23 protein-coding genes are annotated in these 23,088 nt (G+C 48.7%); 18 read left to right on the forward strand and 5 right to left on the reverse strand.

Annotated features, from left to right (window positions below):
- The first annotated feature begins 57 nt into the window (after positions 1 to 57).
- The 4 genes from FC99_RS10605 to FC99_RS10620 all read left to right on the forward strand — a co-directional run bounded on the left by FC99_RS10605 (position 58) and on the right by FC99_RS10620 (position 4,355).
- Positions 58 to 654: a C40 family peptidase gene (locus FC99_RS10605; protein ID WP_082153284.1), complete on the forward strand. Its 597-nt coding sequence runs from the start codon at positions 58 to 60 to the stop codon at positions 652 to 654.
- A 113-nt stretch (positions 655 to 767) separates the two neighbouring features.
- Complete coding sequence (locus FC99_RS10610) at positions 768 to 1,784, forward strand: DUF1002 domain-containing protein (protein WP_048735841.1); 1,017 nt, start codon at positions 768 to 770, stop codon at positions 1,782 to 1,784.
- 492 nt (positions 1,785 to 2,276) lie between these two features.
- Positions 2,277 to 3,986: a LysM peptidoglycan-binding domain-containing protein gene (locus FC99_RS10615; RefSeq protein WP_053083560.1), complete on the forward strand. Its 1,710-nt coding sequence runs from the start codon at positions 2,277 to 2,279 to the stop codon at positions 3,984 to 3,986.
- Positions 3,987 to 4,148: 162 nt separating this feature from the next.
- Entirely contained in the window at positions 4,149 to 4,355 is a 207-nt protein-coding gene (locus tag FC99_RS10620; RefSeq protein WP_048735842.1) for a hypothetical protein, read from the forward strand.
- Positions 4,356 to 4,428: 73 nt separating this feature from the next.
- On the opposite strand, the gene FC99_RS10625 is transcribed toward FC99_RS10620, so the two are convergent.
- The 3 genes from FC99_RS10625 to FC99_RS10635 form a co-directional block, all read right to left on the reverse strand.
- Entirely contained in the window at positions 4,429 to 5,388 is a 960-nt protein-coding gene (locus tag FC99_RS10625; RefSeq protein WP_048735843.1) for a diacylglycerol/lipid kinase family protein, read from the reverse strand.
- Positions 5,389 to 5,825: 437 nt separating this feature from the next.
- The gene (gene rnjA, locus FC99_RS10630; RefSeq protein WP_048735844.1) at positions 5,826 to 7,505 is read right to left on the reverse strand and encodes a ribonuclease J1; all 1,680 of its coding nucleotides are present in this window, start codon (positions 7,503 to 7,505) and stop codon (positions 5,826 to 5,828) included.
- Complete coding sequence (locus FC99_RS10635; RefSeq protein ID WP_048735845.1) at positions 7,502 to 7,720, reverse strand: DNA-directed RNA polymerase subunit epsilon; 219 nt, start codon at positions 7,718 to 7,720, stop codon at positions 7,502 to 7,504. The genes rnjA and FC99_RS10635 overlap by 4 nt, the downstream gene beginning before the upstream one ends.
- Before the next feature lie 202 nt (positions 7,721 to 7,922).
- Between FC99_RS10635 and FC99_RS10640 the strand changes: the two genes are divergently transcribed.
- On the forward strand, positions 7,923 to 8,420 hold the full coding sequence (locus FC99_RS10640) for a hypothetical protein (protein ID WP_048735846.1): 498 nt from the start codon (positions 7,923 to 7,925) through the stop codon (positions 8,418 to 8,420).
- A gap of 277 nt (positions 8,421 to 8,697) precedes the next feature.
- Here FC99_RS10640 and def read toward each other — a convergent pair whose 3' ends face one another.
- Complete coding sequence (gene def / locus FC99_RS10645; RefSeq protein ID WP_048735847.1) at positions 8,698 to 9,258, reverse strand: peptide deformylase; 561 nt, start codon at positions 9,256 to 9,258, stop codon at positions 8,698 to 8,700.
- Between the two features lie 277 nt (positions 9,259 to 9,535).
- Here def and pdhA point away from each other — a divergent pair, with 277 nt between their 5' ends.
- The 13 genes from pdhA (at position 9,536) to FC99_RS10710 (ending at position 22,659) form a co-directional block, all read left to right on the forward strand.
- Positions 9,536 to 10,651 (forward strand): pyruvate dehydrogenase (acetyl-transferring) E1 component subunit alpha, encoded by a 1,116-nt coding sequence (gene pdhA, locus FC99_RS10650; protein WP_048735848.1) that lies wholly within the window; start codon positions 9,536 to 9,538, stop codon positions 10,649 to 10,651.
- A gap of 2 nt (positions 10,652 to 10,653) precedes the next feature.
- Positions 10,654 to 11,631 (forward strand): alpha-ketoacid dehydrogenase subunit beta, encoded by a 978-nt coding sequence (locus tag FC99_RS10655; protein WP_048735849.1) that lies wholly within the window; start codon positions 10,654 to 10,656, stop codon positions 11,629 to 11,631.
- Between the two features lie 76 nt (positions 11,632 to 11,707).
- Positions 11,708 to 13,033: a 2-oxo acid dehydrogenase subunit E2 gene (locus FC99_RS10660; protein WP_048735850.1), complete on the forward strand. Its 1,326-nt coding sequence runs from the start codon at positions 11,708 to 11,710 to the stop codon at positions 13,031 to 13,033.
- 7 nt (positions 13,034 to 13,040) lie between these two features.
- Complete coding sequence (gene lpdA, locus FC99_RS10665) at positions 13,041 to 14,468, forward strand: dihydrolipoyl dehydrogenase (protein WP_048735851.1); 1,428 nt, start codon at positions 13,041 to 13,043, stop codon at positions 14,466 to 14,468.
- A gap of 495 nt (positions 14,469 to 14,963) precedes the next feature.
- The gene (locus FC99_RS10670) at positions 14,964 to 15,869 is read left to right on the forward strand and encodes a Rossmann-fold NAD(P)-binding domain-containing protein (protein WP_048735852.1); all 906 of its coding nucleotides are present in this window, start codon (positions 14,964 to 14,966) and stop codon (positions 15,867 to 15,869) included.
- Between the two features lie 2 nt (positions 15,870 to 15,871).
- Entirely contained in the window at positions 15,872 to 16,168 is a 297-nt protein-coding gene (locus tag FC99_RS10675) for a UPF0223 family protein (RefSeq protein ID WP_048735853.1), read from the forward strand.
- The gene (locus tag FC99_RS10680) at positions 16,165 to 16,956 is read left to right on the forward strand and encodes an inositol monophosphatase family protein (RefSeq protein ID WP_048735854.1); all 792 of its coding nucleotides are present in this window, start codon (positions 16,165 to 16,167) and stop codon (positions 16,954 to 16,956) included. The genes FC99_RS10675 and FC99_RS10680 overlap by 4 nt, the downstream gene beginning before the upstream one ends.
- Positions 16,957 to 17,094: 138 nt before the next feature.
- Complete coding sequence (typA, locus tag FC99_RS10685; RefSeq protein ID WP_048735855.1) at positions 17,095 to 18,939, forward strand: translational GTPase TypA; 1,845 nt, start codon at positions 17,095 to 17,097, stop codon at positions 18,937 to 18,939.
- 153 nt (positions 18,940 to 19,092) lie between these two features.
- Positions 19,093 to 20,247, forward strand: coding sequence for an FtsW/RodA/SpoVE family cell cycle protein (locus FC99_RS10690; protein WP_048735856.1), 1,155 nt, complete (start codon positions 19,093 to 19,095; stop codon positions 20,245 to 20,247).
- Positions 20,248 to 20,277: 30 nt separating this feature from the next.
- A complete protein-coding gene (locus tag FC99_RS10695) occupies positions 20,278 to 20,565 on the forward strand; it encodes a YlbG family protein (protein WP_048735857.1) in 288 nt (95 codons plus the stop codon).
- Positions 20,562 to 21,125, forward strand: a complete 564-nt coding sequence (rsmD, locus tag FC99_RS10700) for a 16S rRNA (guanine(966)-N(2))-methyltransferase RsmD (protein WP_048735858.1) — start codon at positions 20,562 to 20,564, stop codon at positions 21,123 to 21,125. Before FC99_RS10695 ends, rsmD begins: the two co-directional genes overlap by 4 nt.
- Positions 21,122 to 21,607, forward strand: coding sequence for a pantetheine-phosphate adenylyltransferase (coaD, locus tag FC99_RS10705; RefSeq protein WP_048735859.1), 486 nt, complete (start codon positions 21,122 to 21,124; stop codon positions 21,605 to 21,607). Before rsmD ends, coaD begins: the two co-directional genes overlap by 4 nt.
- Before the next feature lie 2 nt (positions 21,608 to 21,609).
- Entirely contained in the window at positions 21,610 to 22,659 is a 1,050-nt protein-coding gene (locus tag FC99_RS10710) for a SepM family pheromone-processing serine protease (RefSeq protein WP_048735860.1), read from the forward strand.
- A 192-nt stretch (positions 22,660 to 22,851) separates the two neighbouring features.
- Here FC99_RS10710 and FC99_RS14240 read toward each other — a convergent pair.
- A partial coding sequence (locus tag FC99_RS14240) for a transposase (RefSeq protein ID WP_235805910.1) occupies positions 22,852 to 23,088 on the reverse strand: 237 nt, incomplete at its 5' end.

Consider the following 23,088-nt stretch of genomic DNA (forward strand, 5'->3'; position numbering starts at 1 on the left):
ACGGTGGTGTGAGAGGTCGGTAGCCGAAATAATCGGCTACCTCCTACTCGATCGCAGTTGACGACGACCGACGAAGAGTTGGCCTATCCCACGACCACGGTTCGGTTGGTTCATGCCGAGACGACGCTGTTAAACGACGACCGACAACCCGTGACGACCTTGCCATTGGGCACGTTGCTGACAACGACTGGTCAGGATAGCGACTGGATTCAAGTCGTTACGCCTCTGGGCAAGGGGTGGATCGCTGCCGATGCAGCTAAATTAGGTGTGACGGGTGCCGATGATGGCGACCGATTATTGGCACTGGGCGAACAGTTCATCGGTACCCCTTATCTTTGGGGTGGCGTTACACCACAAGGGTTTGACTGTTCGGGCTTTATCTACGCCTTGCATCGGGCCTTAGACTACTACATTCCTCGGGATGCCCAGGACCAATTTGCCAACGGCTACCCGGTTGCGCCAGAGGACTTAGCTGCTGGGGACCTCGTCTTCTTTGCTCGCGAACACGGGACCGGTGAGATCCATCACGTGGGAATCTACGCTGGCAGCGGGAAGATGCTCCATGCGCCGAAGCCGGGAGCGCCTGTTCAGTTGGCGCCACTGACTGGTAAATTAGCGCCAGAATATGTGGGGGCCCGGCGGTTCTGGCAATAAACGGAAGTTGAAGAATTTTGTAAGGTCATGGTCAATCTCCATCCGCGGACTAGGGACATGCTATACTGCTTTATGGGAGCAGTATCAATGAAAGCGAAAAGAGAGGGATAACCATGAAATTAAAGCAAATTTTGCTCGGGGTCGTTGCCGTTACTTTAGCAATTACCCTTGGCGGTCGCGCGGTATCCGCTGCTGCTGACACCACGGATACCGGGAGCACCAGTAGTTCCGCAACTAGTGGCAGTACCGTTCAGACTAAGGCACTTTCCAAGGCCTACGTGGTCTATGGGGCCGGTCTAGCCAGTGAGGATAAAGATACGGTTTCTTCGGCACTGGGTGTGAAATCGAATTACACGTCCTTAACGGCAACTGGGAATGATTACGCGACGTATTTGAATTCGGCTGGGACCAGTGACGCCAGTATGATCAGTTCGGTGGCGTTGGCACCGGCGGATCCTGGAACCGGGGTTAAGGTCAACATTGCCAAATACAATGGAAATAATAATATTACTGAAGTGACCGCCCAACAATACGCCATGGTCGCAACGATGGCGGGGGTCAAGGATGTCATCATCACGGTAACGGCCGACAAGACCGTTTCCGGGGAATCTGCTTTGACCGGTGTCTACAAGGCGTTGGCGGCGGATGGGTTAACGTTAAACTCGGAAAACACGCAAGCGGCTAACAGTGTCTTGGATGCGACGCAACCGGCCATTGATGCTAACAATGATGACAGTAAGTATCCCGGTAAGCTAATGTCTGCCGTGGGGTCGGTTTCCTCAGACCTGGCCAAGCAACGTCAAGACGGTAATGATTTGGCAACCAAGGCGGATATTGAGGCTATGCTGCAGAAAGCCTTAGCTAAGCAGGGCATCGATGGGAAGACCAGTTCTACTCAGATCAACAACATTTCAATTGCCCTCAGCAAGGTTCAGCAAGCACCGGTTTCAACCAGTAAGACGTACGTGACGAATGTGACTAACGTAGCCAATAACCTCGCCAATAGTATTGGGGATAAAATGGCTAGCGTGAAAGATTTTGCCAACAGTGCGGATGCGAAGAAGGCTGAGAACTTCATTGTGCAAATCTGGAATAAAATTGTCAGTTTCTTTAAGGGCTTACTCGGCTAAGAACGAGTAAGAACGTTGAAATAACAAAGTAACGGGAGATTTCTCCCGTTTTTTTGTGCTCTTTTTTCGATTTCACAAGCAAAATGGCGGGCTGGACGATTGTAAAATACAAAAAGCGTTTTCAATAATATCTTGTATCGTACAACTGCTTACACATTGGAAAAGGTGGATAAATATACGTCACCTGCACCGGTTTTGATTGAATCTTACATAGAACAATAGTTCGCTAGATAATAAGCGAAAATTACCGGTATAATCAGGTTACAGAGACGGTTTAAATTTTGAAAACGCTTAAGGGGAACATACATTCAAAGCCAAAATTCTGTTAACAATTCCTTAATATTTCACAAGAAACTGGGAAAACGTGTGGTAAGATTAGTTTGTGATTCGTATTTACTGTGAACGAACGTGACTAGCGCTTGGGTTAGAGAGCGATGCGCGTTCCGTGATGAGTTTGAAAATCTTAAGTCATAAAAGGACGTGTTGGTGAAAATGAGTACAGGACAACGAAAAACCAAAGCAGTTGTTGGCGTCGTTGGGGCCATTGGTGCTTTAGCAGCTGGAGCATCCCTGACCGCTAATGCTGATACCATTCAAGTTAAGCAGGGGGACACCGTTTGGGGTCTTTCACAGCAAACCGGCGTTTCTATCCAAGATTTAGAACAGCAGAATTCGATTGACGCAAAGACCGACTTAATTTTTGTTGGTCAACGACTTCAAGTAAAGTCAGCTAAGACAACGCAGACATATTCGGTTAAATCTGGCGATACGTTATGGGATTTAGCACAGACGTATCATTTGACGGTTGCCCAATTACAAAAGGCTAATTCCCTAACTGGCGACATGTTAAGTGTTGGTCAAAAATTAGAGATTCCACAAGCCAGTGCCATTAAGGACGACACTGCTAGTCAGACGACGACGCCAAGTTCCCGGCGGCAAACGACGCAAAAGGCCAATGCCGTTCAGGCCCAAATCGTTGCTGAACAACAAGCCGCAGCCAGCAAGCAAAAGCAACAGACGGCCGCAGCAACCTCGAGTTCAGCAGCTACTGGTAGTCAGAAAACGAGTGCCAGCGCTACGTCACAGACGTCATCTAAGTCTAGTGAAAGTGACCAGACGCCAGCTGCAACTAGTTCAGCAAGTCAAAGCACTACGCCGCAGACCTCCTCGACCAGCACGTCGACGGCTAGCCAAACTGCCAATTCTTCAACCAGCAGTTCGGTTGCTAGTCAGCCCGCAACTAAGACGAGTCAGGTCAGTGCGCAAAGCAAGACCAGTAGTAGTGCCGTAAGTAGCTCATCAGTCCAGAGCAGTGCGGTACAGAGCAACTCAGCTAAGCGGCAATCAACCAGCAGCGTTGCAACTAGTCGGACGCAGAAGAGCCAAGCACCAGTTAGCTCAACTAGTCAATCAGTGACAACGCCAACGCAGAGTAGCAGTTCCGTTGCTAAGACTAGTTCTACGACCGCAACACCAACGTCTCGGGCTACTGCCACAAAGGCCGTACAAAAGAAGCGTGTGACCCGGGCGGCTAGCGTTACCAGTCAGTCACAGACCCAAGCAACGAGCAGTACCAGCAGTCAAGGGACAGCTCAGGGCGCAACGACGAGTCAATCCGTAGCTTCTAGTTCACAGAGCTCGACCGTTAGCCAAGCCAGTGCTGGTGCCACGGCAACGACCAAGGCAAAGAAGACGAAGCGCATTCGCACGACGACGCAATCAGCCGTTAAGAAGGCGGCTCAGTCGAGTCAACAGACGACTAGCAATAGTTCGACCGCATCTTCGGCAACGGCTGCTACCAGTAGCAGCACCGCCAAGGCAACCACGAACAGTAATTTGACCACGGGATCCGTAACTAGTCTGGCATTGAAGCTGGCTTCGGCGAATATTCCTTACGTTTGGGGCGGCTCATCTCTCAGTGGGATGGATTGCTCTGGGTTAGTGGCCTACGTTTACCAACACGCAATGGGAATCAGCTTGCCACACAACACGGTTTCGCAAGAAGCACGGGTATCGGCTCATTCTGTTGCGTCCGCTAAGCCAGGGGACATCTTATTCTGGGGTTCTAAGGGTGCGACGTATCATGACGCCATCTACATTGGTAATGGTCAGTACGTTGCCGCACCAACGCCAGGTCAAAATGTCGAAGTTGAATCGATCAGCCAATACTTTATGCCTTCCTTTGCAGGAACTGTGAAATAAGTCAAGTGACATGAATCCGCTTTTCTGACCATTTTTGGCAATCTGCTGAAAAATGTTAAGATAATCGTTAACAAATCCGATAGCAAGTGTTATGATTTCTCGTAGTCATTTAGAGACGAGTCAGCATAATTAAATTTTCTTGTTAAAGGAGTTGTCAAAAAGGTGAGTAATCGTATGGAGATTCTGGAAGAGTATCGGCAGGCTAATTCACAGTTGGCCACGTTAAAACGGAAGGAATCTGAGAGCGTTCAGTGGAGCTCGGAGACAGTGCAGATCGAACCGCGCTACGGCAAAGAAATGAACGACTTATCCAATAAGTGCGCTCAGCTCGACATGATTCTGGAAGCAATGGATGCTTCAGAAGACTAAAATAACCTGCAAGTGGTTTTGACCACAAGCAAAAGCCCCACCGCTAAAACTAACGGTGAGGCTTTTTTATTGGCTAAATGGTGATATCGAACCAGAAAGGGTAGGATTTGACGCCAACGTAAACGTCAAAGAACCGGCCACCCATTTCTTCGCCGTCTAACTGCCCGTATTCGATGGCTGGGACGGTTAGGTGGACCTGTGTGGCCTGATAGTAATGAACGGCCTTAGACGTTAAATGACGCTTAAATATTAAGCGTAGAGCTAACCAAAGCAATTTAAAGAAATTGGGCTTTTCAATCACAACTAGGTGTAACTTATGATCAGTGATCGTTGCCCCGGGGGCGATCCCAACACCACCGCCAAAGTAGGGATGGTTGGTCGTGGTCACGAGAAAGGCGTTGGGATAGATATCCCGTTGGTTGCCCACGTGAACGGTGAGGGTAAAGCCTGTTTGGTTATAATAAACATCAAGTGCCGACGCTAAATAGGACAAGGAGCCCATGTGGTGCTTGTTGAGCCAGACCTTGGCCTTCGATTGATTGGCCTGTGAAATGATTGCGGCATCAAAACCGATCCCTAAGTTGTTGGTGAAAACACCGCGTTCCTGCTTGATGGTCTCGTCATAACTGCCGATGTCGTAGTCGGTCGCGTGGGTACACTGAATAATTTGTTTCAGTGCATCCTCCCACTTCAGGGCCATCCCGGCACCCCGCGCGAAGTCGTTACCGGAGCCAATTGGTAAGTAGGTCACCGGAATGGGGTACTGGCGTGGCAGCTGCGTGAGACCATTAATGGCCTCGTGCAGCGTGCCATCACCACCCACGGCTAGAACGACCCAGTCTTGGTGGGGGGTATCCGGGATTCGTTTGGCAAATTGTTCGCTTAAAAGGATGGCATGATTCGGATATTCCGAAATTGCTAGCTGGTAGGAGACCTGGGCGGCATCGAGCTGCTCTTTGATTTCTGGCCACAGTGTACCGGCGTGGCCACTTCCTGCGTGCTCGTTTAGAATGATATAGAACTGGACACTCACCGTACTGCTCCTCTCAAAATTTAATCCTTTTCATTATAAACGAAAACTCTAGTGGTGCCTAGTGATTCCGGCAGAACTTTCGCTGGTCGTAAGAAATTATGCAAAATTAGGGCGAAATATACGTAGAGTTTCTGTACTCTGGTTGTATGGGGGAATCGTTCAATGGCCAATTGAAGATAGGTTAATTACTTTGTGCTAAAAAGACAACTGATAATGAAGCTTGGTAGCAATCGAGTTGGAAGATCAAACTATTTAGGCGTTTAACGTATAACGCGAGAAAAAAGGTCTAAGCCGGAGAAGGCCAGGGATGGAGCCAGCGCGAGGACCGTTCCTCAGTTTGAAGCGTCCCCACAGAAGGCGTAATCCCTGGCAGCTGCAGTGCGACCTGAGAACGACAAAAAGAGCCCAAGCACAAGGCTCAGACTCTTTCGACCAACTTACTTGGTCATAATAAACATTGGTAAAATCATTGGGTGACGTTCCGTCTTTTCAAACAGGAAGTTTTGCAGATCGTCGATGACGGCGTTGCGAATCGAGGCTTCGGTAGCCTTTGGATTGCGCATCGCCCGCCGAATGGTCTGGAAGACGCGGCGGCGACCTTCATTGAGAAGTTCGCCAGATTCGCGCATGTAGACAAATCCACGTGAAAGCAGGTCGGGACCCGCTTTGATCTCCTGGTTCTTCAAGTCGATGGTGGCGACGACAACGACGAGTCCTTCTTCGGACAAGAGTTGCCGGTCACGCAAAACGACATTCCCAATATCACCGATACCGGAACCGTCAATGTAGACGTCTCCAGCGGTGAAGTGGCCCGCAACACGAGCGGAGTCCTGAGTTAAGGCCAGAACATCCCCGTTTTGCAGGATAAAGCTGTGATCCAACGGCACACCACATTGTTCTGCGAGTTCCGTATGGATCTTCAACATCCGGTACTCACCGTGGATAGGCATAAAGAACTTGGGCTGCATCAGTCGCAGCATTAACTTTTGTTCTTCTTGACCACCATGACCAGATGTATGGATATTGTTGACCTTACCATGGATAACGTTGGCGCCGGCTTCTTCCAGTTCGTTGATGACCCGGTTGACCGAAATGGTGTTCCCAGGGATCGGGTTGCTAGAGAAGACGACCGTATCACCGGGTTGAATGGAGATTTGCCGGTGGGTACCGTTCGCAATGCGTGATAGAGCAGCCATCGGTTCACCTTGTGAGCCAGTACATAGAATCATGACTTTCTCAGCAGGGAGGGAACGAATGGCGTTGGCGTCAACTAACGCGTCATCGGGAATGTTGAGGTAACCTAATTCCCGACCGTTAACGATGGCAGCTTCCATGGACCGACCAAAGACGGCAATCTTCCGTCCGTGAGCCAGCGCCGTTTCACAGGCCGTTTCGATCCGCGAGATATTGGAAGCGAAGGTGGCAAAGATAACCCGACCTTCAACTTGGTCAAAAATCCGTCGAATCGATTTACCGACCCACTTTTCCGACTTGGTCCAGATTGGTCGTTCAGCGTTCGTGCTATCAGACATCAAGCACAGCACGCCTTCTTCACCCAGTCGTGCCATCTTTTGTAGATCAGGCGGCTGGTTCGTCACGGGAGTTAAGTCGAACTTATAGTCTCCCGTTTCCACGATCGTTCCGACCGGGGTATGAACTGCGACACCTAAAGTATCAGGAATCGAGTGGGTGGTCCGGAAGAAGGTGACACTCATCTTCCGAAATTTGAGCACAGTGTCATCGTCAATTGTGTGTAGTTCAGTCGATTTAAGTAATCCGTGTTCTTCAAGCTTGTTCTTGATCAGTGCCAAGGCGAGCGGTCCTGCGTAAACAGGGACGTTGAGCGCCTTTAATAAATAAGGAATACCGCCAATATGATCTTCGTGGCCGTGGGTAATCACAAGCGCCTTGATTTTGGCTTGATTTTCAACGAGGTACTGATAATCCGGAATGACATAGTCGATCCCGAGTAACTCGTCTTCGGGAAACTTAATTCCGGCATCGATCAGGATAATTTCATCCTGAAATTGAATACCGTAAGTGTTTTTCCCGATTTCACCAAGTCCACCCACGCCAAAGATAGCGGCTTCGTTATTTTTGACGTTTAACTTGTTCATTCATTGAACTCCGTTAATTTGTAATTCGGATTCTCTTGTTCGTAAGCCAAGGTCTTACCCTCGATGGCTTCGATGAATTCGATATTGTGTTCCGTATGAGCTTCCACTAATGCCCGAGCTTCAACTTCTGTTGGGGCTTCCAGGTAAAGTGAATGCGTATCCTCGCGCTTAGGATTCCGCTTTTTATCATTTTGGTAATAGACTTTGTAAATCACAGACAAAACTCCTTTTAATTTTAAACGATTTAACTCGCTAATCGTGAGCGAACAGCGAATTATTTATGTCCTGCCGAACTGCGGGTTGCTTACACAACAATTAGCACAATTTTAGCATAATTTCAGCCACTTGTATAGAAGTACCCCTAGACGGCAAAACATGCTATGATTAAACTAGCGTGAAGTGAACGGAGGAGACGCCATGGCTCTAATTGTAGAAGTCATTATTGGCATCATCATTGCCTTTATTATTTATGAAATGATTCGCCGCATGATTGTCCAGCGGGCGACCCGAATGGTGCGGCGTTCGGCGGAGGATGACACGGACGTAGCAGTGAAGGCAGCCCTACAGCGTCTAGTGAATAACGATGTCTTATCAGAAGACGAATGTGTGCTACAGCCAACGGAAACGGTCGCTGATGTGTGGGGCCGCGGGGTCATGGCCTTTGAGTATACCATGCCCAGCGGTATTGACACGGAACGGCGACTGCCTGAAATTGAAGCAGCCTTTAATGAAGCCCTCGCTAGTTTTAGTGCGGATCATCAAGTTAAGGCGGTAGTCGCGGGTCCGGCTTTTGTGGTCAGCGATATTTGGGTCTACGAGGGGCACCTGCACGTTGACGTGGCGAACTTGATGAATGAGTCAACGGTTGAATACTTAAAAGACCTCAAGAAGTTAAATGATCCTGCTGTGAAATGATGCACTATATATGGAAGAAACAAGTTTATCTTTGCGGAATGAAAAGAGTTCTACCCTTGAAAATAGGCACCGTAATCAACTATCCCTAGGGGATTTGGTTACGGTGCCTATTTTTTTGCCAGAGGACTGGCGGTTCAGGTGAAAACTTACGCAAGCCCGGTCCCAAAACCACTCAGATCAGCGACCGTTAGCTAAACGGTAGGGAAGTTTACTTACCTACTACTGATGTAAGCCACTTGAAAATAACGGCGTCAGTTGCGCATGGCTGAGACATAAATTACTCGATCATAATCATGTCATCGTCACGTGTAAACGGCTGATCATTGTTGATGTGATCGTAGAAGAGCATTCCGTGTAAGTGATCGATTTCGTGTTGGCAAACGATGGCCGGATAGTTCTTTAGGCGTAACTGGTGTTTTTCACCGTTCACATCATAGTAGCGTAAGGTGATGCGATCGTGACGGGGCACGAAGCCGGGCACATCTTTGTCAACGGACAGACAACCTTCACCTTCAGTCAAAGCGCCTTCCTGAACGGATTCAGAGACGATGACTGGGTTGATGATGACGTCAGTAAAGGGTGATTTGCCATCTTTTTCGGTCGGTGGGACCAAGACGGAGGCCATCTTCTTGGAGACGCCAACTTGTGGTGCGGCTAAGCCAACACCGGCCCGTAAACCGTATTTCTTACATTGTTCGGGGTCCTGAGAGACCACCAAGTATTCCATTAAGTCTTTAGCGAGCTGTTGATCTTCCTCTGAGAGAGGGAAAGTCACGTCTGCTGCTTCTTGTCGTAAGACGGGATCACCGTCGCGGACAATATCTTTCATGAGAAACAAAAGCATTACCTCCGCAAAAATATTGTTAGTTACCATTCATTTTAACATACCCACTAAGAGAAATGAAATGAAAAGAAAACGGTTTCTATTTTCAAAAAAAGTGGAAACTAAAAAATCACAACGCGCCGTAGGGATTTGGCCTAATCCCTTTATCTGTCCACATGAAAGGGCTTGCATGGATTCTGAAAAAATGGTACTTTATAAACGTAGTCAGGAAACGCAACGTTAACTCACTCTAGTTAACAATTTCATATCAAGTGAAAGGAAAGTGTTACTTATGGCTAATGGAAGCAAACAGATTGTAGACTTTGCCAAGATCAAAGCTACGATGGCTGACCCATATAAGCACCCGGTTCAAGTCATCGATCGTGAAGGCAAGGTCGTTGATCCAGACACGTTGGCAAAATATTCAGATGACCAACTTGTTGACTTCATGAAGAAAATGGTTTGGGAGCGTACGTTACACGAACAAACAATGAACTTCTCCCGTCAGGGTCGCCTCGGTTTCTATGCTCCAACTGCCGGTGAGGAAGCCAGTGAAATGGGAAGTGTTACTGCATTTAAGCAACAAGACTTCTTACTCCCAGCTTACCGTGATTTGCCACAAATGATTCAACACGGGACTACCGTTGCAAAAGGTTTCTTATGGTCCAAAGGTCATGTTGAAGGCAATCAACATGAAAATCCAAACATGTTATTCCCACAAATCATCATTGGCGCGCAATACGTTGAAACCGCCGGTGTTGCTTTAGGGATTAAGAAGAACGGCGATGAAGACCGCGTTGCCTTCGTTTACACCGGTGATGGTGGGACATCACAGGGTGACTGGTACGAAGGGGTCAACTTTGCCAGTGCCTTCCAAGCACCAGCTGTCTTCTTCGTTCAAAACAATGGTTGGGCAATTTCCGTACCACGTTACAAGCAAACCGCAGCTGAAACGTTGGCACAAAAGGCCGTTGCCATGGGTGTTCCTTCCGTCCAAGTTGACGGGATGGATATCGTGGCCGTTCACGAAGTTTCTGAAGCAGCTCGTGAATTTGCCGCAGCCGGAAATGGTCCAGTCGTCATTGAAACATTGACTTACCGTTATGGTGCTCACTCCTCTGCTGGTGATGATCCTTCTCGTTACCGGACCGATGAAGAAACTAAGCCTTGGTTCGATGCTGATCCACTGATTCGTATGCGGAAGGTCTTAACTGACAAGGGCGTTTGGTCACAAGATCAAGAAGATAAGTTAGTCGACGAATACAAAGACGAATTTAAGGAAGCAATGAAGGAAGCTGAAGCAGCACCTGCACAAAAGGTTTCTGACTTCTTGAAGTGGACTTACAATGTGCCTACTCCAGCTGTTAAGAAGCAAATTGCAGAATTCGAAGCAAAGGAGTCGAAGTAATCATGGCTAAAATGACGTATATCAAAGCGATCACTTCTGGTCTGGATCAGGTTTTGAAAGACGATCCTAAGACGTTGATCTTCGGTGAAGACGTTGGTAAAAACGGTGGTGTGTTCCGGACAACTGTTGATTTACAAGACAAGTACGGTGAAGACCGGGTTTTCGATACGCCATTAGCTGAATCTGGGATTCTTGGATTAGCTATTGGTTTATCCTTAACTGGCTGGCGTCCAATTCCTGAAATCCAATTCATGGGCTTTACGTTCGAAGCAATGGATGGGATTGTTGGGCAATTGGCTCGTGATCACTACCGTTTCGGTGGCCAAAAGAACTTCCCTGTTACGGTACGGACACCATTTGGTGGTGGGACACATACCGCTGAAATGCATGCCGACAACTTGGAAAACTACTTCGTTAGCACCCCAGGTCTGCGGGTCGTAACACCTGCTAACCCATACGATGCTAAGGGCTTGGTTATCTCCGCTGTTGAAAGCGACGATCCGGTTCTGTTCATGGAAAACTTGAAACTTTACCGTTCAATGAAGGATGAAGTTCCAGATGAAAAGTACACGGTTCCGTTAGACACTGCCAAGGTTGTTCGTGAAGGTACTGATCTTACAATTGTTGCATACAGTGCTGAAGTTAACGAATCCTTAGCTGCCGCTGATGCTTTGGCAAAGGACAACATCTCTGCTGAAGTCATTGACTTGCGTTCCTTGTCACCAATTGACACGGACACTGTCTTTGCTTCTGTTGATAAGACCCACAAGGTTGTTATCGTTCAAGAAGCACAGCGGATGGCTGGTGTCGGTGCCGTTGTGGCTTCTGACATTGCTGAAGAAAAGATCATGTCCTTGGACGCCCCAATCGGCCGGGTAGCTGCACCAGATAGCGTTTACCCATTTGCCCAAGCTGAAAATGATTGGATTCCAAATGCCGATGACATTGAAGCCAAGGCACGCGAAATCGTTAACTATTAAATTTTAAATCTAAATTAAACGATAAAAAACGATGTGGGAGACATCCTGCATTAGATGAAAGAAAGGAAGTTTTCCCATGGCTTATACGTTCAAACTCCCTGAGCTTGGTGAAGGAATGGCCGAAGGTGAAATTTCTTCATGGCTTGTTAAAGAAGGAGACACTGTTAAGGAAGACGACACGTTAGTCGAAATCCAAAACGATAAGTCTGTTTCGGAATTACCATCACCAGTTGATGGCACTATTTCACAAATTGTTGCACAAGAAGGGGACACCGTTGAGATTGGCGACCCACTGATTGTGATTGATGACGGTTCAGACACACCACCTGACTTAGGTAAAGGTGGGGATGAAGCTGCTGCTCCGGCTGAAGAAGCCGCTCCAGAACCAGCTGCTGCCCCAGCACCTGCTGCCGCACCTGCGCCAGCTCCAGCCGCTGCACCTACTGGTGTTCCAGCTGCTTCTGACCCGAATAAGTTAGTTTTGGCAATGCCTTCCGTTCGTCAATACGCACGGGACAAGGGCGTTGACATTACTTTGGTTGCCCCAACTGGGAACCATGGTCAAATCTTGAAGGCAGACATCGACAACTTTAATGGTGCCGCTGCACCTGCCGCAGCCGCTGCTCCAGCTGCTGCCGCTACCGAAGGCAAAGCCACTACTGGCCAAGCTATCAAGCCTTGGAAGTCTGACCAACCAGATCTGGAAACACGTGAACCAATGTCAGCTATGCGGAAGATCATTGCCAAGAGCATGCGGACTTCCAAAGACATTGCCCCACATGTTACCTCATTTGATGAAGTTGAAGTTTCTGCTTTGATGGCTAACCGGAAGAAGTACAAGCAGGCTGCCGCTGACAAGGGCATTCACTTGACCTTCTTGCCTTACATGGTTAAGGCTTTGGTTGCCGTTATGAAGGAATTCCCTGAATTGAACGCATCTATTGATGACACGACTCAGGAAATTGTTTACAAGCACTACTACAACATTGGTATCGCTACCAACACTGATGATGGTCTTTACGTACCAAACATCAAGGCTGCTGATTCCAAGGGTATGTTTGAAATCGCTAAGGAAATTAGTGACAACACCCAAGCTGCTTACGACAAGAAGTTGAGTCCTGCTTCCATGGCTGGTGGTTCAATCACCATCAGTAACGTCGGCTCAATTGGTGGTGGCTGGTTCACACCAGTTATCAACCAACCTGAAGTTGCTATCTTAGGTGTTGGTCGGATCGAAAAGGCACCTTACGTGAACGATGATGGCGACATTGTTGTTGGCCGGATGTTGAAGATTTCCTTGAGTTACGACCACCGTTTGATCGATGGCGCCTTAGCTCAAAATGTTTTGAACAAGTTCAAGGCATTGCTTCATGATCCAGAATTACTGTTAATGGAAGGGTAGGAAAAATATGGCAGATGTTGAAAAAAAGGACACCGTCATCATCGGTGCCGGACCCGGCGGCTACGTTGCCGCAATTCGGGCTTCTGAATTAGGCCAAAAGGTCACTTTAGTCGAAAAATCCGATACGCTTGGTGGTGTCTGCTTAAACGTTGGCTGTGTTCCTTCTAAGGCCTTAATTCAAGCGGGTCACCGGTTGGAACAAGCCAAAGACGGTTCGACTTACGGAATTTCTACGGAATCAGCCGTTATTGACTTTAAGAAGACGCAAGACTGGAAGCAGACTAAGGTTGTTGATCGTATGACCAGCGGCGTTAAGATGCTGATGAAGAAGCACCACGTTGACGTGGTTAACGGGGAAGCTGTCTTCTTAAGCGACACCCAATTACGGGTAATGCCTACGGGCGAAAAGCAATTCATGTCCACCGATACCGGTCAGACTTTCGAATACAATAACATTATTATTGCATCCGGGTCTCACCCAATCGAAATCCCTGGCTTCAAATTTGATGGCCGGGTCATCGATTCTACTGGTGGCTTGAACTTACCTGAAATTCCTAAAGAATTCGTTGTGATTGGTGGGGGTTACGTTGGGACCGAATTAGCTGGTGCATACGCTAGTTTAGGCGCTCACGTGACAATCATCGAAGGAACGAAGTCAATTCTGCCTAACTTCGAAAAAGACATGGTTTCCGTTGTCTTGAAGAAGTTGAAGAAGAAGGGCGTTGATGTCATCACCAACGCGATGGCTAAGGGTTCTACCCAAGACGACAAGAGTGTTAGTGTCACTTACGCCGTTGATGGTAAGGAATCCACGATCAAGGCTGACTACTGCATGGTCACCGTTGGTCGTCGGCCAAACACCGATGACTTAGGCTTGGAATACACCAAGGTTAAGTTGAACGACCATGGTCAAATCGAAGTCGATAACCAAGGTCGGACTGCTTCAGAACATATCTGGGCAGTTGGTGACGTTGTTCCTGGTGCTGCATTGGCTCACAAGGCCTTTGCTGAAGCTAAGACTGCGGCTGGTGCTATCTCTGGTAAGAAGACGGCTAATGACTGGTTGAGTGTTCCAGCTGTTTGCTTCTCCGATCCTGAAATCGCAACGGTTGGGTACAGTGAGGCTGCTGCCAAGGACAAGGGGATCAAGGTCAAGACTGCGAAGTTCCCATTTGCTGGGAACGCTCGGGCCGTTTCATTGGATGCTCCTGATGGGTTTGTTCGGTTCATCTACACGGATGACGACAACAAGAACATCGTGGGTGCCGAAGCGGTTGGCCCTGAAGCCAGCACCATGGCTGGTGAACTCTCAATCATCGTTAACGACGGTTTGAACGTTGAAGACGTTGCTTTGACCATTCACCCACACCCAACGTTAAACGAACCAATCCAAGAAACTGCGGACATTGCAATGGGCTTCCCAACGCATATCTAAAGCGACTGTTGAACTTGAAAAGGATCTCCGCTTGCGGAGGTCCTTTTTGTTTGGAACGAAAAGGGGGGCTAGTTGACGGCGCTGCGGCGGGGTCCAAAATTTGATGGTTGTGCGGACGCTACCGATTGAATAGTCGCTGATCTTCTCGCTTGCTTTGCAGTCAAATTCGCGTGTCTTCAAAGGCGTCCAGATTAATTGTTACCGATGATTAGGATCATCACGGCCGAGTGTCTTTCTGGCGGCCGGTAAGGCGAACGAAACACGCTGCTTAGTCCCGAACAGAACCTTAAAGATAACGGTTACGGCTTGCTATCCCCAACCGTTCACTTATAATGGAGCTATGACGGTATTCGTGTGGGATTGAAGAGTACGACGCACGCGGATATGACGTGGTAATTCAGCACGATTGCCAGTGGCTGAGGGGGCTCTTAATGGGGCGGTGACTGGCAACTTGGTGCGGATAAAATGGGCTTTAGCTTGAAAGAGGAGGTCATCATGATGCCAACGTTACTGATTCAGGGAAACTTTGATCAGGCAAATCAACTACTTCAACAATTGCTGGTAGCGGATTTGCCACTTGATTGTGTGATTATGCCGAACACGACTGATGACACGCCTCGTTATCAACCTTTAGTGGTTGCGAGTGCATTGTGTCCCCGATTGACGATTCGAGTGGGGACAACGGCGGATTATGGGCAGGCAACTTGGCTGGTCGTTTTGGATCGAGATTCGGCGGAAACACCGGCCAATGAGCAGGTCGCGGATCTTCGGCTCTTGATGAATCGAATCGTTGAAAATGGGTTCGGTGGTCAGCTGATTTTCTGTGGTCGTCAGGACGAAATTTTGACGTATTTTGCCTGGAAGTTTTCTGGCTTTCCGCGACAACAGATTTGGGGACTAGGCACCTATCCACTGGCTCGCCTGATAACGGCCCGGCTAGCGGAACGGTTACACGTGGGGCATTCGGCAGTTCAAGCGACCGTGGTGGGAGCAGCCAGTGCGCCGATCGTGGCTTGGAGCCGGACGTATATTGGACCGACGCCCCTGCTGATGTATTTGGCAAATGCGGACGCTAAATTTAGTGCGGATGATCTGTCTAAGATGGGAACTTGGCTGGCCCGTGAGGCGGGGGAACAGCAGGTGACGTTGCGCTTCTTGGCGTTGATTCACTTGCTCCAAGCGGCCATGGATAATCAACCCGTTATTGCGTCGGTGACCCACGTTTATCCCGAAGAACTCGGGTTTGCGGCGGCCGCACCGGTGTTGGTGGCTAAGACAGGGGTCAAGGATCTCATGCCGTTAGCCTTATCGGAAGATGAGCAGCAGGATTATGCGGCTCAAACGGCAGAGTTGCGAACTACGATTCAAGCGATTGAAAATCAACAAACGGAGGGAAAATAGTGATGGCAGAAGAAGACTATGCATACCCATTGCGAGCAGATTGGTCGACAGCGGAAATTGTGACGGTCACCACCTTTTATCAGCAGATTGAAGCGGCTTATGAGCGGTCACAGGGTGTGGCGGCGGTAGATTTGGTCGCTGCTTATCGAAAATTTCAGGAAATCGTGCCCCAGAAGTTTGAGGAAAAAAATATTGATCAGGAATTCGAGGCGGTTTCTGGCTACAGTATTTACCGGACGATGAAGCAGGCACGGCAACAAGCTGGTCAGGTCAAGATGAAGGGGACGACAAGGTCATGAGTTTGGATTGGCAACAGTTGAATCAAGAGGTTACGGCACTATTGAAAGAAGCGCGACAACGGGTGCTAGAGAAGATGCAGGCACCGTTGACCGTCGATGAGAAGACGGGACGTAAGGATCTGGTCACTAACGTCGATAAGGGAAATGAACAGTTTTTGATTACCGGTATTCGACGGATCGACCCTGAGGCTAAAGTGTTGGGTGAGGAAGGCTTTGGCGATCACCTGACGGATGTTAAGGGCCGGGTCTGGATCGTTGACCCCATTGATGGGACCATGAATTTTGTTAAACAACAAGATAACTTTGCGATTATGATCGGCATCTATCAGGATGGCGTTGGGCAATTAGGTTATGTCTATGATGTAATGAACGACGCCTTATATCACGGTGGTCCTCAATTAGATGGTGTTTGGGCCAATCAAGAGCTCATCGCGGCACCGGCTAATTTGGCCTTACGTGACGGCCTGATTGGTGCAAGCGGGCCGTTAGTCATCCATGATGTGGCCCACATGCAGGCCATTATCCATGCCAGCGCGGGGATGAGAATCTATGGGAGTGCTGGGATCGAAATGATCAATGTGATGCGGGGAAAGACCCTTGGTTACATTTCACACCTCAAGCCATGGGACTTCGCCGCGGGACAAGTTTTGCTGAATACCTTGGGTGTTCGGGTCTCAACTATTGACGGCCAGCCGCTGAATATGCTATCATCTAACCTTGTACTAGTAGCGACGGAAAAAGCGCAACGTGATATTCTCCAAATTGAAGAAGATGACGTCTCACTGTGACACCTGTCACAGTTTTTTTATGCGGCTGGCTGGTACGGATGGACTTTACCAGCTAGAAAAGCTACAATAAGCGTACTTACTGAGGTAAGCATGCCGTGATCCATCTAATTTCACCAAGCACGAAAGGAAGAAATACACTTGAAAATCAGAGATGATATCCGCAACATTGCCATCATTGCCCACGTTGACCACGGGAAGACGACCCTAGTTAACGAAATGTTAAAACAATCCGATACGTTGGATGAGCACGCGTCAATCGAGGACCGTGCCATGGATACAAACGCTATCGAAAAGGAACGGGGCATCACGATCTTGTCCAAGAACACCGCTGTGCGGTACGGTGACAAGCAAATTAACATCTTGGATACCCCAGGACACGCCGACTTCGGTGGTGAAGTTGAACGGATCATGCGCATGGTTGACGGCGTTTTGTTAGTTGTCGACGCCTACGAAGGGACAATGCCTCAGACCCGTTTCGTTTTGAAGAAAGCCTTAGACCAACACTTAACGCCAATCGTTGTGATCAACAAGGTTGACCGTGAAGGCGCACGCCCTAGCGAAGTTGTTGACGAAGTCTTAGACCTCTTTATCGAATTAGGTGCTGACGAAGACCAATTGGACTTCCCAGTAGTCTACGCTTCTGCTATGAACGGGACTTCTAGCTACGAGCCAGAACTCGACACGCAGGATCACACGATGAAGCCAATCTTTGACACCATCGTTAAGCACATTCCAGCACCAATTGACAACACTGACGAACCTTTACAATTCCAAGTTGCCATGCTGGACTACAACGATTTCGTTGGTCGGATTGGGATCGGCCGGATTTTCCGGGGTAAGATCAAAGTCGGCGACAGCGTTACTGTTATGAAGCTTGACGGTTCCAAGCAAAACTTCCGGGTTACCAAGTTATTTGGTTTCTTCGGTTTGAAGCGTTTGGAAATCAAGGAAGCCAAGGCTGGGGACTTGATCGCCGTTTCTGGGATGGAAGAAATCAACGTTGGGGAAACGGTTGTTGCCCCTGACACGTTGGAACCACTACCAGTTCTGCGAATCGACGAACCTACGTTGCAAATGACTTTCCGGACCAACGACTCTCCATTTGCTGGTCGTGAAGGTAAGTTTGTAACGTCTCGTCAAATCGAAGAACGGTTGAAGCGTGAACTTCATACCGATGTTTCCTTACGGGTTGACGACACTGATAATCCTGGTGCTTGGGTCGTTTCCGGTCGTGGTGAACTTCACTTGTCCATCTTGATTGAAACGATGCGTCGTGAAGGTTACGAATTGCAAGCTTCTCGTCCAGAAGTTATCTACAGAACAATCGATAACGTTCGTTGCGAACCATTCGAATCTGTTCAGATCGATACGCCTGACGAATACACCGGTTCAATCATTGACACGCTTTCTCAACGGAAGGGTGAAATGAAGAACATGGAGGCCGTTGGTAACGGTCAAACTCGTTTGACCTTCTTGGCCCCATCACGTGGGTTGATTGGTTACTCAACTGAATTCTTGTCCTTGACTCGTGGGTACGGGATCATGAACCACACGTTCTCTAAGTACCTCCCAGTTATCAAGAACTGGAACCCTGGTCGTCACAACGGAACTTTGGTTTCCATCAACTCTGGTAAGGTAACCACGTATGCCATCATGGCCGTTCAAGACCGTGGGACGATCTTTACCGAAGCTGGGACTGAAGTCTACGAAGGGATGATTATCGGCCAAAACAGCCGTGATAACGACATTTCTGTCAACATCACGCGTGGTCGTAACCAAACCAACGTCCGTGCCGCTGGTTCTGAAGATATTGCTAAGGTTAAGACGCCATTGAAGATGTCTCTGGAAGAATCACTTGAATTCATCAACGAAGATGAATACTGTGAAATCACGCCAGACCATGTTCGTCTGCGGAAGCAAATTCTGAACACGAGCGAACGGGAAAAGGCTGCCAAGAAGCGGAAGACCGCTGCGCGGAAGTAATTCTAAATTTTAAATGAATCTTTACCGGTAGGATAAGTGGGTTAACCACGTGTCCTGCCGGTTTTTTTGTCCGAAAATTGCTGGGGAGCTATGCTATAATATAAACATTCGATTATCGCCGTTAACGCGGTAGGCTTGGGGCGACTGAAACGTATGCAAAAGTTAAAATATTTAGATTACTGGCTATTGGTACCGTACTTGGTACTCAGCCTCTTTGGAATTGTTATGGTGTACTCGGCTAGTGCCGATATTGGAAGTCAAAATGGGGGGAGTCCCGGTAGTTATCTGATTAAGCAGGCCATTTACGTGCTACTGGGAATGATCATTGTGACCTTCATGTTCAAAATGAACTTGAATAAGTTACGTGACAAAACAATCTTAAAATATGCTGGGTATTTAGCCTTGGCAGCCTTATTGCTCCTGCTGGTCCGGGGGCAGACCATTAATGGGGCCGCTGGGTGGTTCCGTTTGGGACCGATTGGGATTCAACCTGCGGAATTTGTTAAGTTCTATCTTATTGTTTGGCTGGCAAATGCGATTGACCAGCGACAAGATGAGCTCATGGAAGACGGCTGGTGGGCCACGATGCTACGACCAGTCCTCATCTGTTTTGGGATCGTGTTTTTGATTTTCTTACAACCCGACTTAGGGGGATCCACGATCAATGCGGCCATCGTCTTTGTCATGCTCTTGGCAAGTGGCTTTAACTGGCATCGCGCGGTGGCCTTCTTCGGTGGGGCCTTCTTACTAGTGGTGGCGGTTATCTTCCCCCTGGTGGTCAAGGTGTCCGAGATGGGGTTTGCGAAGAACGTCTATCAACTACAGCGAATTGTGGCCTTTATCAATCCGTTTAAGCACTCACAGACGGTTGGTCAACAACTGGTCAATTCCTATTATGCTCTCAGTAACGGGGGCGTCTTTGGGGTCGGCTGGGGAAATAGTATCCAAAAGACTGGGTACTTGCCAGAACCCAACACGGACTTTATCATGGCGATTTTGGCGGAAGAATTAGGACTGATTACGGCGTTGGCGGTAATCACATTACTCTTCTTGATCATTGTACGCACGGTGCTCATCGGTATCCGCAGCGGGTCGGCTTACCAGTCGCTGATTTGTTACGGAGCGGCGACTTACTTGACGGTGCAGACCCTATTTAACTTGGGTGGGGTCTTAGGCATGCTGCCAATTACCGGGGTGACCTTTCCGTTTATCAGTTATGGGGGGTCCAGTACCTGGACACTGGCGTTGGTCATGGGAGTCATCTTAAATATCAGCGCTCGGCAGAAACACTATCGGGCGACACGCTAGATAAATAGAATTAAATTAGGAGGTCAGCGAATGGCATTTGAAATTCAACCACGACAGAGTTTGATCGTGTATACCTATAGCTTGAAGCAGACACGGCAGCTGAAACGTTACGGCACCGTGATGTACGTTTCTAAGAAGATGCGGTATGTGGTCTTGTATGTCAACAGTGACGCCGTTCCGGCCTTAACAGAACAGTTGAGTCACTTACGATTTGTCAAGCGGGTGGTGGCGTCAAAACGCCCAGAAATTAGTGAAACGTTCAACGGGGTTGCTGAGGAAGTTAACCCGACAACGGCAGTAGAGGATGATGACGAATGAGAATTGTAGCGGGATATTTTGGTGGCCGCCGGTTAAAGGCGGTTCCCGGAATGGCAACGCGGCCAACGACGGATAAAGTTAAGGAAGCACTTTTTAATATTATTGGACCGTACTTTGATGGTGGCCGGAGTCTGGACTTATTTGCGGGTTCCGGTGGACTCAGCATTGAGGCCGTCTCGCGGGGCATTGATCAAGCTGTCTTGATTGATCGGCAGTATGCCGCGATTCAGACGATTAAGGACAACGTGGCCGTCACGAAGGCCCCAGAACGCTTTGACATTTTAAAGCGCGATGCCAATCGGGCACTGGATGAATTGGCCCAACGGGGGGATCAGTTTGACCTGGTCTTCTTTGATCCGCCTTACGCGCAACAGAAAATCGTCGATCAGATGACCAAGCTGCGGGAATTAAACCTTTTGGCTGCGGATGCGCGAATCGTTTGTGAAACGGATCAAAAGGCTCAACTCCCCGATGAGGTTCCTGGATTTACGTTTATTGAACGGCGGGACTATGGGATTACCGAATTAACTATTTATGCATTAGGAAGTGAAATAGCATGACGATTGCAGTGTTTCCAGGAAGCTTTGATCCTTTAACCAATGGACATTTAGATCTAATTGCACGGGCGAGTCGGATGTTTGACCAACTCGTCATTGCCGTTGGTCAGAACACGTCTAAGCAGGGGGTCTTTTCACCGGCAGAACGAGTGGCCTTTATTGAAGCTAGTGTGGCGACACTGCCTAATGTGAGCGTACAGATTGAAAGTGGGCTGACCGTGGCGTTCATGCGAGAGATTCACGCTACCGTGCTGGTGCGGGGCCTACGTAACAGTGTCGATTTTGAATACGAACAGGGTATTGCGGGGATGAATCGGGCTTTAGATGCCAATATTGATACGGTTTGCTTGATGGCGGACCCACAATACCAATTTGTGTCTTCCAGTCTGTTACGGGAAGTGGCCCGGTTTGGCGGTGATTTGACGAAGCTCGTGCCACCAGTGGTCGCCCATGCCTTGACTGCTCGGCTAGAAAGCGAGGGGTAGTCATGCGCAGATGGATCCAGTGGTCTTGGCGGGAAATCGTATTAACCGCCGTGATTGTGGTCGCAATTTTAGCCTTCTTTTTTCTACCGCTACCGAAGTACATTGAGGGACCAGGGGAAGCCAACGACTTAAAGACGTTCGTGTCGATCAAGAATCACCCTGATCAGGACCAAGGGAAGTTTATGATTACGTCCGTGGCGTTGTCTCAGGCGCGGCCAGCAACGTATTTGTATGCCAAATTCAATTCGTACTACAGCGTTGAGAGCGTGGATAGCGTCACGGGCGGCGAAAGCAACGCTACCTATGACCGGGTCCAGGATTTTTACATGCAAAGTGCCATTAACGAAGCCATCTATACCGCTTATCGGGCAGCCCATAAGCCGGTTAAGCGCCAATACTTGGGCATTTACGTTTTGAGTGTTGATGCCAAGTCGCCATTTGCGAAGAAACTTCAGGTGGGTGATACGGTCACTAAGGTCGATGGTCACCACTTTAACTCAATGACCGGCTATCAACGCTATATTCAAAAACAGCGTGTTGGAAAGCGAACGACGATTACTTACCAGCGTAATGGACATGACCGTCAGGCGACGGCCAAGCTGATGCGATTACCAACGAAGAAGGCCGGAATTGGTATTATTTTGACCGACAACGTTAAGGTGACTGCTAAGCCGAAGGTCAACGTCGATCCTGGCGAAATTGGCGGGCCGTCTGGTGGGTTGATGTTTAGCCTGCAGATCTACAATCAGGTGACGGGGAAGAATCTACGTCACGGGCAAAAGATTGCCGGAACGGGGACCGTCGATGGTGATGGCAACGTTGGTGAGATCGGTGGTATCGATAAGAAGATCATCGCGGCAAAACGTGCTGGAGCGACCGTGTTCTTTGCACCATACGTGAAGCCATCTAAGTTGTTACTCAAGTATGAGGAGCACCACATGACCAACTACCAGCTGGCTAAAGCCACAGCGAAGAAGGTTGCACCGAACATGAAGGTGGTTCCGGTGGAAACGTTTGGTGATGCTGTGAAGTATCTGGAGACACATAAATAGACTATAGAGAAGAGTTGCGACTGTTGGTCACAGCTCTTTTTTCTACGATGAAAGTCAATTGCCCCTGAATAAATTCAGCGGCTTGTCGCTCACGTGTCTGGCAACACAGTAGTCCAACATGCCCATTAAGACACTCCTACTCGTAGTGGCAACATCATCGGGTAATTGACGGCTACCCGTTAACTGCCAGGTTTACCCAGCAGTTGTTAGCTTCTTAATCTTTGGGTGCTTGACGCCGTTCAACCAGCCTTGTCCAAGTATCAAGATATTCATTGCGCCTAGTCGATCATCGTTACACCGATACTGGCATTGGGCACACCAATATTCGTGAGTATCATGATGGCGGTTGGTCTTCTCAACTAGCCCGCACTTTGGACACCTCTGTGAAGTGAAGGCTGGATTCACTTTCACAACGGCGCTTTGAATAGC

Origin of the sequence: Levilactobacillus koreensis JCM 16448 (genome assembly GCF_001435525.1) — a bacterium.
In the GTDB taxonomy this organism is placed as follows: Bacteria; Bacillota; Bacilli; order Lactobacillales; family Lactobacillaceae; genus Levilactobacillus; species Levilactobacillus koreensis.